The organism is Cupriavidus basilensis (assembly GCF_029335485.1).
In the GTDB taxonomy this organism is placed as follows: Bacteria; Pseudomonadota; Gammaproteobacteria; order Burkholderiales; family Burkholderiaceae; genus Cupriavidus; species Cupriavidus basilensis_E.
Genome location: NZ_JARJLM010000014.1, coordinates 1 through 10,093, shown reverse-complemented (window position 1 = coordinate 10,093; position 10,093 = coordinate 1). Strand labels below are relative to the sequence as shown.

Below are 10,093 nucleotides of genomic sequence, written 5' to 3'. Positions count from 1 at the left end.
GGCATGGCGGTGTCTTGGCGAATCCGGCAACCGGGGGCGCCGTTGCCGCCGCGCGGTTGGCACGAGCGAGCCGAATCGCCACTTTCACGGGCCGGTTCCGGGCGCCGTTCGGCCCTTGCCACGACTTCGGTTTATAGTGGCCATTCCGCCGTCGGTTGTCGACGCCATGCCGCGCAAGCCAGCCGCCGGATTGCCAATCATCGGGACGCCCCGCCATCCCTCATCCCACCATCTCCCTTCATCCATGTCCGAATTCCTCCCCTTGCTGGACCGCGTGCTTCTGACCAACGACGACGGCATCGACGCCCCCGGCCTGGCCGTGCTGGAGGCGGTGGCGGCAACGATCGCGCGGGAAGTCTGGGTAGTCGCGCCGGAGCATGACCAGAGCGGCACCTCCCACTCCCTCAGCCTGCACGCGCCGTTGCGCTTCAGCCAGCAGGGCGAGCGCCGCTTCGGCGTGAGCGGCACACCGGGCGACTGCGTGGTCATGGCCGCGCGGCACCTGATGGCCGACGCGCCGCCCAGCCTGGTCCTGTCCGGCATCAACCGCGGTGCCAACCTCGGTCTCGAAACCGTGTTCTCCGGCACCGTCGGCGCCGCCATGACCGGCGTGCTGCTGGGTATTCCGGCCATTGCGCTGAGCCAGGCTTTCACCGATCGCAGCGCGGTGCGCTGGGAAACGGCGCGCGCGCTGGCCCCAGGCGCGATCCGGCGCCTGGTCGCCGCCGGCTGGAACCGGCAAGCCTGCCTGAACGTCAACTTCCCCGACGTAGCGCCCGAAGCGGCCGGCCCGCTGACCGTGACGCGGCAGGGTGTCGGCCTGGTGAAGGACCTGGCCGTGCGGGCCCATGTCGATCCGCGCGGCATTCCCTATCACTGGCTGCAGTTCTCGCGCGGCCAGCAGCCCGACAGCGACGACAGCGAGGCGGTGGTGGTCGGCCGGGGCGGTATCTCGGTGACGCCGTTGCGCTTCGAACGTACCGATGAAGAGGCGGCAGGGGAGTTGGCGGCGCGCCTGTCGTAAGCGGAGCACCTCGCAGAGGCGCAGGAGCGCCATCGCCCCGGTTGCAACCGGCGGCGGCTGCCCGGCCAGTCAAGGGGCGCCGGCATTCGCCCTGGATGCGGTGGCCGGCAGGGCATTGCGGCCACAGACCGATCCGGGACAGACGAGGCGCATGCGCCGGTCAGCCCGCCGTGGCGAGCAGGCCGCTCGTTTTACCCGCATCGCTACGCTGCCGCACGCCCCATCTCCCGGAGGAAGCGGAAATGCGAGCGGATCGCGCTGGTCAGCGATCGGTTGGCGTGATACGGGATGCCGTACTCCTGGCAAGTCCGCCGCACGATCGCCGCCAGTTGTGGATAGTGGATGTGGGAGATCTTGTGGAAAAGGTGGTGTTCAACCTGCTGGTTCAGGCCGCCGGTATAGAACTGCACAAGCCGGTTGCCAACCGCGAAATTCGCGGTGGTGCGCAACTGGTGTTCAGCCCAGTCGTAGGGCATCCTGCCGTTTTCGTCGCCGGCGGGAAACTCCGCCTCCATCACCGTGTGCGCCAGCTGGAAGACCAGCGACAGGGTGAATCCCAGCAGCAGGTGAATGCCGACAAAACACACCAGCACCTGCCAGGCGGGATGGAATAGCATGGGGATCACCAGCGCGTAGCCAAAGTAGGCCGCCTTGGTCATCACGAAGTACGGCAATTCCCACCAGGCGCGTTTTTGCAGCGCCGTGTCGGAAATCCGATTGGTCAGCAGCTTGTGGAAATCGCCGAATCCCGCGAGAAACAGCGTCAGGAGACTATAGAGCAGCGGGGCATAGAGATGCTGCGCGCGATGCCAGGGGCGCCAGGCTTGCCGGGGCGAAAGCCGCATCAGTCCGCCGAGTTCAAGGTCGTCATCCTTGCCCGCGACATTGGTATAGGTGTGGTGCAGCATATTGTGCTTTTGTTGCCAGAGGGTCTGGCTGCTGCCGAGCAGGTCCATCGAGGCGCCGGCAAGCCGATTCAGCCAGGGACGCCGTGAAAAGCTGCCGTGCGCGCCGTCGTGCATGACGTTGAAGGCGATCAGCACCATGCCCTGCGTCAGCATCAAGGCGAACAGCACTGCGCCCAAGAGCGATTCGGCATAGAACACCAGTCCGGCATAACCGCCGGCGAATAGCAGGTAGGCCAGCGCGGCCTTCAGATAGAGCCGGCGGTTGCCTGTCTTGCGAAGGCCGTTGCGCTCGAAATACGCATTGACGCGAGCTTGAAGTTCAATGAAGAACGGGGTGCGCGGCGGGAACGCCAGGCGGCCGTCTTGGTTGGGCATAAATCTTCCGATGGAGTGTGTGCAAGGCGCGCAGAGGCTGCCGGTGCGGGAGCGGTATCGCGCCTGTGCTATGGGATTGGGCGTGTCGGATCCACTACGGGTGTGTCAGCCGCGACCGGGGCGGATACGGCGTCGAATACCGTGCAGTTGTTCCGGCGGGTGCGATGCTATTTGCACCCGCGGCGACGGGGAAGCCACGATAGCTGAAAATCGAGAAAGCGGAGAAGTCCGGATTTTGCACTAAACGCAATGAATATAGGATTGAGAAAAATCTGATTTTTCACTTTGTGGGCAATGTAAAACGGCGTCTGCGTAGTATCTCGACTTCAAATCTACCAGAATGATCGCAATATTTCAGATCTTTCCGAAATCATCTGCAACTGCCGCATGGTGTCACGCAGTATAGGCGCCATCATCGTACTTGCCTTGCGCGCTATCGTCTTCGCGCAGGCGAGATGCCGCTTTTGCCAGAAGGCTGCCTTCGGAGAAGACGGCTACCTCGTCGAACTTGGCAAGCGCTTCTGCCAGGCCTGTGAGCTGGACGGCGTGCAGTATGCCATTTTCCTTCAGATCGTCGATCTCGGTGCCGAGGTGCTTGCCGAGCTTCCGTACCAGGTCTGGATCGAGCTGGCCCTGCGAGGTGGCGTGGGCGAGGTGATACAGCAAGGCCGTCAAGCCCTCCACTGTCGTGGCGGTAGGCAAAGCGCTTCTCTCCTTGCGAGTTGCTCGCATCTTTTTCTCCGACAAAATTCAATGATTTCCGTAGGCCGGGCGTATCGAGGATCCGGAACGCCGCCCTGCGATCCTGGCAATTCAGAGGTGCCTTGTAGAATTCTGGCCCTGTCAAGCGCGGACATGCTTTCCAATATGGATATGACTTGGCGCCTTGCTCTTTTTGTCAGTGCGAGTATGCCCTGAATCCGTGCCATTTCGCCATTTCGTTATTTCGCTATTCTGCAATTCCGCTTGGGGGCGGCGCGCCGCACCCGAAGCCGATCCGGTCCACGGCTCGCTGACCGGAGATCGTGCCATTGGCGCCGGAATTCCGTCGATCCGGCGCACGGCACGGCGCCAGGCCTATCCACAGTGATAAGCTCACAGCTTCACGAGCCCGATTCCTCACCACCCGTGCAGCCGAGCCCAACCCAGCTATGGCGTACCGTCGCCGACCAGCGCGCCTATGACGATGCAAAGCGGCGCGTTCGGGCATTGCGCGGTTTCTATCGGCACGCCATCCTCTACGTGGCGATCAATGCGATCCTGCTTGTCATCAACCTGGCGACGGCACCCCATCGCCATTGGTTCGCCGGTCCGTTGATAGCCTGGGGCTTTGGCCTGACGGTGCATGGCCTGATGGTCTGGACCCGGATCGGTCTGCTCGGCCGGCAATGGGAGGAGCGCAAGATCGCCGAGTTGCTGGCGCGCGACCGGGTTCGTGTACTGTCGACCGAGAAACAACTGGTCGAGGCGCAGATGCGCTTGCTGCAAGCCCAGATCGAACCGCATTTCCTGTTCAATACGCTGGCAAACGTGGTGAGCCTGATCGAGTCCTCGCCGAACCGCGCAACGCTGATGCTGGAGCATTTCATCGCCTATCTGCGGGCATCGCTGACGGCGAGCCGTTCGGCTCAGGGCACCGTGGCCCAAGAGGCCGCGCTGCTCAACGATTACCTCGAGGTGATCAAGATCCGCATGGGCGACCGGTTGCATTACACGATCGACATCGATCCCGCACTGGCCAACGCGCCCCTCGCGCCGATGCTGTTGCAGCCCGTGGTCGAGAATGCCATCAAGCATGGCCTGGAGCCCAAGATCGAGGGGGGCCGGCTGACGGTGCGATTGCAGCGCAACAGTGCGCGGATGCTGGCCTGCGTCGAGGACAACGGCCTGGGCTTCAAGCCCTCCGATGGCTCGGGCGTCGGGCTTTCCAACCTGCGCGAACGGCTCGCCGTCCTGTATGACGGCGATGCGCAGGTGCGGATCGAAGAGCGCTCCCCTGGTACGGCCGTGCTGATCGACCTGCCGCTTTTCCATGCTTCCACGCTTCCACGCGACCTGAACGGAGATGCGCCATGACCCCGACCGCGGTGATCGCCGACGACGAAGAGCATCTGCGCGCGCACCTGCGCGCCAAACTGGCGCGCCTGTGGCCGGAAATGCAGGTACTGGCCGAGGCATCCAACGGCTTGCAGGCGGCGCAGGCCATTGCCCGGCTGTCGCCCAGCGTGGCTTTCCTGGACATCAAGATGCCTGGCCTGTCCGGGCTGGAGGTGGCGCAGGGGCTGGAAACCGACACCAGAGTGGTGTTCGTCACGGCTTACGATCAGTATGCGCTGGAGGCATTCGAGCGGGAGGCGGTCGACTACCTGGTCAAACCGGTGACCGACGAGCGTCTCGGCCGCTCTGTCGAGCGTTTGCGCAAAGCCTTCGACGAGGCCGCGCCCGCGCCCGAACTGGCCCGGCTCCTGAGCCAGCTGACGCGCAGGCTCGGCGGCGCCAAGGAGAGCGAGCCGCTGCGCTGGGTGCGGGCGAGCCGGGGGGATACGACCAGCCATGTGCCGGTTCAGGATGTGCTGTACTTCCAGAGCGACGACAAGTACACCGTCGTCAATACCCGCGATGGCGAGCACCTGATCCGCACGCCGCTGGCCGAACTGGCGGACAGTCTCGACGCCGAGTGGTTCTGGCAGATCCATCGGTCGACCATCGTCAACATGAACCACGTGGCGGGCACGCGGCGGGACGGCGCCGGCCGCCTGTTTGTCCTGCTCCACGGCAGCGCGGACGAATTGCCGGTGTCCCGGGCCTACATGTACCGGTTCAGGCAGATGTAAGGCGCGGGTATTTTGGGCCGCCGCTTCAGTCCCGTCCCATGAACTCGCGGATCTTTCGCTCTTCCCACTCCCGTCCCCGCCCGCTGAGCCGGAACCGGACCGAGAGGCCGTGCAGGCTCAGCGCCAGCCCCCAGGCCAGCGTCGTTGCCAGGGGCCAGGGCCAGCCGCCGTCCAGGTGATGGCGGGACCAGTTCTGCGCCGGCAGAAAGAAGTATCGCAGCCACAGGAAGGCGTTGACGCAGAGATAGACCGCCAGGTGGATGTACCACCCGCGCAAAGCCTTGACCAGACGGTACGCGCGCCAATAGGCCTGCGCTTCGGGGCCGGCCTGATCGTCGGAGGGAAGTCTGTTCGGATCGTTTCTCATCGTTTGCCACGTGACGAAAGGGAAGGGGATAGCCGAACTGTGCGCGCCGGATCGGCGCCAGGCCATGGCGACGCGCCGGATCGACCGGAAAGCGTCGCCAGTGGCCGGAAGGCGTTCGCCAACATCCGCGGGCTGGCGGCGCCGACAGCGATATCCTCCACCACGGGGGAGGCGGCGGCCTAGCCCGAACAGTCTTCGCCGCGTCGAACGGCATCGAGCAAACGCTCTTCCTCGTCGGTGTCCGCGTCGATCTGGGTGACCAGGGTCCAGAGCCCGTCATCCGCGCCGATGACGGCGAATGCGTTGCTTTGTTCCAGGCGGACCATCACACGGCGCAGGCTCTGCAGGAAACCTTCCTCGAAGGCGTCGAGCGCGTCGAAGTCGTCGCCGAAGTCCTCCACCTGCTGTGCATAGGCGGTTTCCACCGCGGCGTAGCCTGCTCTCCAGAGCGAGGCAATCTCGGGCACGTCGCTCTCCACGACTTCGTAGTCCCATTCCGGCGGATACAGTTTCCCTTCGCGCCGGTCCGCCTGTGTCGCCAGGCTGAGCATGATGGATCCGTCGGCCGCGCCCACATTGAAGGCGAAGCAGTGAAATTTCTCGTCGCCCAGAGACGACTGCGCTATCGATGCCAGCGACTGGCGCGTCAGGTCGAAGACGGTCTGCTCGACCTGGAGGTTTTGTTCGAAATCGTTCCAGTACATCATGCGTTCCCCGTTGTTGTAGCCGTGTGCTTTGCGTCGATCCGCCATGGCCCGTTGCCTGGCGGCGCGCTTTGCTGCCGCGAAAATCACCGGGAAACCATCAGCCGGCAGATCCCGTGCTGCGCCGAAGCACCAACCCCACCGTATATCGAGTCGGTGTTATAGCGCAAAGTGGATAGGTAGTGGGATCTGCCAGCGTTGGCTTGCTGGAAGGCTGTTCCGGTTTGATAATTGCGGCTTCCGGTTGCAGATCATCAAACTTAAATTGAATGTACTCCCTAGACGACCTGAAACTCTTCGTCCGCACCGCCGAGCTGGAAAACCTTTCCGCCGCCGCGCGCGAGCTGGACAGGACGGCGGCCACGGCCAGCGCCGCGCTGATCCGGCTGGAGCAGCGCCTGAGCGCGCGGCTGTTCGCCCGCACCACACGCCGCATGCGGCTGACCGAGGAGGGGCGTGTGTTCCTGGACGCCGCGCGCAAGGCCCTGGCGGCGCTGGAGGAGGGCGAAGGCGCGCTGGCGGAGCAGCGGGAGGAACTGGCAGGGCCCTTGCGCCTGTCCGCGCCGGCGGACCTGGGGCGCACCTTGTTGCGCGGCTGGCTGGACGATTTCCTGCAGGCGCATGCGCAGCTTTCGCTTGAGCTGTCCATCGGCGATACGCTCGCCGATCTTTATCGCAGCAATGTCGACCTGGCGGTGCGGGTGGGCTGGCTGGAGGATTCGGGGCTGGTGCGCAGGCAGCTTGCCCTGACGCGGCGCGTGGCGGTGGCCGCGCCGGCGTATCTGGCGCGCTGCGGCATGCCGGTTTCGCCGGAGGCGCTGGCGCAGCACCAGATGCTGTGCCTGGCGCCGGGCGGGCAGGCGCGCATGCGTTGGCCGTTTCGCTCGCGGCAGGCGCGGCTGGAGGTGGAAGCGAGCGGGCGCCGCACCAGCGACGATGGCGCCGTGGTGCGCGACTGGGCCTTGGCGGGCCATGGCATCGCGTTCAAGAGCTGGTTCGATGTGGCGGCCGACGTGAGCGCCGGCCGCCTGGTGCTGCTGTTTCCCGGCTGGTACCAGGACAGCGTGCCGCTGCAGCTGGTGTTCCTGCAAAGCCGGTTTCCGTCTTACCGGCAGCGCCGCCTGATCGAATTCCTGCAGGCGCGCTTCGCGGCGTTCGACGCGGATTACCCTTTCCCAGGGTAGTCACGGCAGCGTGGATCCGGCCCGGCGCCCGCGCGTTGTGCCGGCGGGACAGCGCGCAGGCCTGCCGGCTGGCTACTCGTTGACGGCCAGGTCGGTCTCGGGGACCTGGATCCGATTGTTGCCGCCGCTGCGGGCGCGCAGCGCGGAATAGGTGACGCCGATCAGGAGCAGGGCGGAGAGCACCATGAACGCGCAGCTGATCGGGCGGTTCACGAAGACCATCATGTCGCCGCGGGAGAGCAGCAGGGAGCGCCGGAAGTTCTCTTCCACCATCGGCCCGAGGACGAAGCCGAGCAGGATGGGAGCGACCGAGAACTCGAGCCACATGAGCAGGGCGCCGATCACGCCGAAGGCCAGTACCTCCCAGATCTGGAACAGGCTGTTCTGCGTACTGAACACGCCGACCACGATGAAGAACATGGCGGAGGGGAACAGGTAGCGGTAGGGCACCTGCAGCAGTTTGACCCACACGCCGATCAGCGGGACGTTCAGTACGATCAGCAGGAGGTTGCCGATCCAGAAGCTGGCGATCAGGCCCCAGAAGATGTCCGGGTGATCGCTGATCAGCTGCGGGCCGGGGGCGATACCCTGGATCATCAGCGCGCCGAGGATCAGCGCCATCACCGCGTCGCCCGGGATGCCCAGGCTCATGGTGGGGATGAAGTCCACCTGGGTCTTCGAGTGGGCGGAGGCTTCCGGTCCGGCGACACCCGCGATCATGCCGGTGCCGAATTTTTCCGGGGTCTTGGAGATCTTGCGCTCCAGCGCATAGGCGACGAAGGTGGTGATGGTGGGGCCGGTGCCGGGCATCGCGCCGAACAGCGTACCCACGCCGGTGCCGCGGACCATGGGCCAGAACGCGGTCTTGAGCTCAGCCCAGGTGGGCCGCATGTCGCGGATCCGCAGCTTGGTCTTGCTCGTCACGACGGTCATGCGGTTGACGTTGAGCAGGAAGTCCGCCACGCCGAACAGGCCCATGGCGATGGCCACCAGTTCGAGGCCGTCGCTCAGGTCGGGGATGTCCATGGCGAGGCGGAAGGTACCGCTGTTGACGTCGGTGCCGACCACGCCGCAGATCAGGCCGAACAGGGTCATCGCCACGCCTTTCAGCGGGGATCCGCGCGACATGGTGGAGCCTGCCAGCAGGCCCAGCAGCATGATGGAGAAGATCTCCGTGGGCCCGAACTTGAAGGAGATTTCCGTCAGGAGCGGCGAGGCGAAGATCATCACGATGATGCCCACCGACGCGGCGAAGAACGAGCAGATCATGGTGATGCCCAGGGCCGTGCCACCCTTGCCGGCCCGCGTCATCGGGTAGCCGTCCAGGCAGGTGACGGCATGCGGCGGGTGCGAAGGCAGGTTGAGCAGGATCGCGCCGATGGCGCCGCCGTATTGCGAGCCATAGAAGATACCGGCCAGCATCAGGATGGCGGGTACCGGGTGCATCGCGTAGGTCAGCGGCAGCAGGATGGAGATGGCTGACAGTGCGCCCATGCCGGGCAGCACGCCGATCAGGTTCCCCATCAGCACGCCGAAGAAGGACCACATCAGATTGGAACCCTGGAAGGCAACGCCAAAGCCGAACCAGAGATCATGCAGAGCATTTGCGGTCATGGTACTTAGCCTCCCCACGCAAAGAGCGGCAACTGCAATTGCAGCGCCCACCAGAACACCACCGCGGCGACCACGCACATGGCCAGCGCCAGCACGGCGGCCTGCTTGACCGTGTTGCTCCGGTCGCCGAGCGCCGAGATGAACACGATGGCGAAGGTGGCGGGTATCAGGCCGCCGTACTTGCCGAGCAGAAGGAAGGCGAGGACGCCCAGGACGATGCAGACGCACCCGCGCAGGTCGGGCATGCCGTGGCCGTGGCCATGGCCAGCCGGCTGTGCCTTTGCGGGCTGTTCGTTGCGGGCCGAGACCGCGATCATGATGCCGACGAGCGCCAGCAGCACGCCCACGGCAACCGGGAAGAATCCGGGCCCCATGTGGCTAAGCGTGCCGGTGTGGTACTGCATGCCGGCGCCTGCCGTGGCGAGGCCGATCAGCGTCATCAGCGCACCGCCGTAATAGTCTTTCTTGAAGCGCGAGGGACTGCTCATTGCCGGTCCTCCGGCGCGCCCGGCAAGCGGGGCCGCACTGCGGTTGCATCACCTGGGAGGTGGCGCGTGCTGGTGTATGGATACATGGGATGTTTCTCCGTCTCCTGTTGTTCCGCGCTTGCTTTGATGCGATTTCGATCGCGGGCGCGAGCGGATGGCGAGACTCTATAAATGGCGTCTTCCAATCGGCTTTCCGTCTCCTTCCAAACTGCTTTCGAAAGCGCGATCTTGTAAGAAATATGTCGCGTATGGATGTAATCCCTAGGTAGGAAAATCAGCCGGAATGCGCTGGAAACAGGCTTAAGTGGCGCACTGCCCACGCGGCGGCATTTACATCACGTTGTGCTATATCTCGCCGGATGCAGTACATGCAGCGGCGTATTCGAATGACCTGCATTGCAGTCATTGTTGCCCGCAGCCGCTTGCGCTCGACTTCGACCGGCATCGTCTCGACGGTGTCCCTGACCGCCCGCCGTATCTCGTGGTTGAGGCGGCGCGTGATCCAGGTTGGGCGTGGCCAAAAGCAGGGGGGAAATCCGTCAGGACAAGAGCGTCTTGTCTACCGGCACTATCGGAGAAGAACCCCCGTGCGCTT

11 protein-coding genes are annotated in these 10,093 nt (G+C 64.6%); 5 read left to right on the top strand and 6 right to left on the bottom strand.

Features of this window, described 5'->3' with window-relative positions; translation table 11 throughout:
- Positions 1-244: 244 nt before the first annotated feature.
- Positions 245-1,024: a 5'/3'-nucleotidase SurE gene (surE, locus tag P3W85_RS01030; RefSeq protein ID WP_276263397.1), complete on the top strand. Its 780-nt coding sequence runs from the start codon at positions 245-247 to the stop codon at positions 1,022-1,024.
- Positions 1,025-1,227: 203 nt separating this feature from the next.
- On the opposite strand, the gene P3W85_RS01025 is transcribed toward surE, so the two are convergent.
- Together P3W85_RS01025 and P3W85_RS01020 are read right to left on the bottom strand one after the other, a co-directional pair.
- Positions 1,228-2,307 carry a fatty acid desaturase family protein gene (locus tag P3W85_RS01025; RefSeq protein WP_017226374.1) on the bottom strand — a complete coding sequence of 360 codons (1,080 nt, stop codon included), beginning with the start codon at positions 2,305-2,307 and terminating at the stop codon, positions 1,228-1,230.
- 393 nt (positions 2,308-2,700) lie between these two features.
- Positions 2,701-3,039, bottom strand: a complete 339-nt coding sequence (locus tag P3W85_RS01020) for a hypothetical protein (protein ID WP_063637372.1) — start codon at positions 3,037-3,039, stop codon at positions 2,701-2,703.
- 234 nt (positions 3,040-3,273) lie between these two features.
- Between P3W85_RS01020 and P3W85_RS01015 the strand changes: the two genes are divergently transcribed.
- Positions 3,274-4,383 (top strand): sensor histidine kinase, encoded by a 1,110-nt coding sequence (locus P3W85_RS01015; RefSeq protein ID WP_276263396.1) that lies wholly within the window; start codon positions 3,274-3,276, stop codon positions 4,381-4,383.
- On the top strand, positions 4,380-5,141 hold the full coding sequence (locus P3W85_RS01010) for a LytR/AlgR family response regulator transcription factor (protein ID WP_276263395.1): 762 nt from the start codon (positions 4,380-4,382) through the stop codon (positions 5,139-5,141). Before P3W85_RS01015 ends, P3W85_RS01010 begins: the two co-directional genes overlap by 4 nt.
- 25 nt (positions 5,142-5,166) lie before the next feature.
- On the opposite strand, the gene P3W85_RS01005 is transcribed toward P3W85_RS01010, so the two are convergent.
- Both P3W85_RS01005 and P3W85_RS01000 read right to left on the bottom strand, forming a co-directional pair.
- Positions 5,167-5,508, bottom strand: a complete 342-nt coding sequence (locus P3W85_RS01005; RefSeq protein WP_017226378.1) for a 2TM domain-containing protein — start codon at positions 5,506-5,508, stop codon at positions 5,167-5,169.
- A gap of 179 nt (positions 5,509-5,687) precedes the next feature.
- The gene (locus P3W85_RS01000; protein WP_276263394.1) at positions 5,688-6,260 is read right to left on the bottom strand and encodes a hypothetical protein; all 573 of its coding nucleotides are present in this window, start codon (positions 6,258-6,260) and stop codon (positions 5,688-5,690) included.
- A 221-nt stretch (positions 6,261-6,481) separates the two neighbouring features.
- On the opposite strand from P3W85_RS01000, the gene P3W85_RS00995 reads away from it, so the two are divergent.
- Positions 6,482-7,396, top strand: coding sequence for a LysR family transcriptional regulator (locus tag P3W85_RS00995; RefSeq protein WP_276263393.1), 915 nt, complete (start codon positions 6,482-6,484; stop codon positions 7,394-7,396).
- Positions 7,397-7,468: 72 nt separating this feature from the next.
- Here the strand turns inward: P3W85_RS00995 and P3W85_RS00990 are convergent, their stop codons facing one another.
- Both P3W85_RS00990 and P3W85_RS00985 read right to left on the bottom strand, forming a co-directional pair.
- Entirely contained in the window at positions 7,469-9,010 is a 1,542-nt protein-coding gene (locus tag P3W85_RS00990; protein WP_017225464.1) for a tripartite tricarboxylate transporter permease, read from the bottom strand.
- 5 nt (positions 9,011-9,015) lie between these two features.
- Positions 9,016-9,498: a tripartite tricarboxylate transporter TctB family protein gene (locus P3W85_RS00985; protein ID WP_276263392.1), complete on the bottom strand. Its 483-nt coding sequence runs from the start codon at positions 9,496-9,498 to the stop codon at positions 9,016-9,018.
- Between the two features lie 386 nt (positions 9,499-9,884).
- On the opposite strand from P3W85_RS00985, the gene P3W85_RS00980 reads away from it, so the two are divergent.
- On the top strand, positions 9,885-10,093 hold a 209-nt coding region (locus P3W85_RS00980; protein ID WP_276263391.1), incomplete at its 3' end, for a hypothetical protein.

Excerpts from the sequence above, each read along its gene's own strand:
- surE (WP_276263397.1), top strand. The coding sequence starts at position 245 with ATGTCCGAATTCCTCCCCTTGCTGGACCGCGTGCTTCTGACCAACGAC.
- P3W85_RS01010 (WP_276263395.1), top strand. The coding sequence starts at position 4,380 with ATGACCCCGACCGCGGTGATCGCCGACGACGAAGAGCATCTGCGCGCG.
- P3W85_RS00995 (WP_276263393.1), top strand. The coding sequence starts at position 6,482 with ATGTACTCCCTAGACGACCTGAAACTCTTCGTCCGCACCGCCGAGCTG.
- P3W85_RS00985 (WP_276263392.1), bottom strand. The coding sequence starts at position 9,498 with ATGAGCAGTCCCTCGCGCTTCAAGAAAGACTATTACGGCGGTGCGCTG.
- P3W85_RS01020 (WP_063637372.1), bottom strand. The coding sequence starts at position 3,039 with ATGCGAGCAACTCGCAAGGAGAGAAGCGCTTTGCCTACCGCCACGACA.
- P3W85_RS01005 (WP_017226378.1), bottom strand. The coding sequence starts at position 5,508 with ATGAGAAACGATCCGAACAGACTTCCCTCCGACGATCAGGCCGGCCCC.
- P3W85_RS01000 (WP_276263394.1), bottom strand. The coding sequence starts at position 6,260 with ATGGCGGATCGACGCAAAGCACACGGCTACAACAACGGGGAACGCATG.
- P3W85_RS00990 (WP_017225464.1), bottom strand. The coding sequence starts at position 9,010 with ATGACCGCAAATGCTCTGCATGATCTCTGGTTCGGCTTTGGCGTTGCC.
- P3W85_RS01025 (WP_017226374.1), bottom strand. The coding sequence starts at position 2,307 with ATGCCCAACCAAGACGGCCGCCTGGCGTTCCCGCCGCGCACCCCGTTC.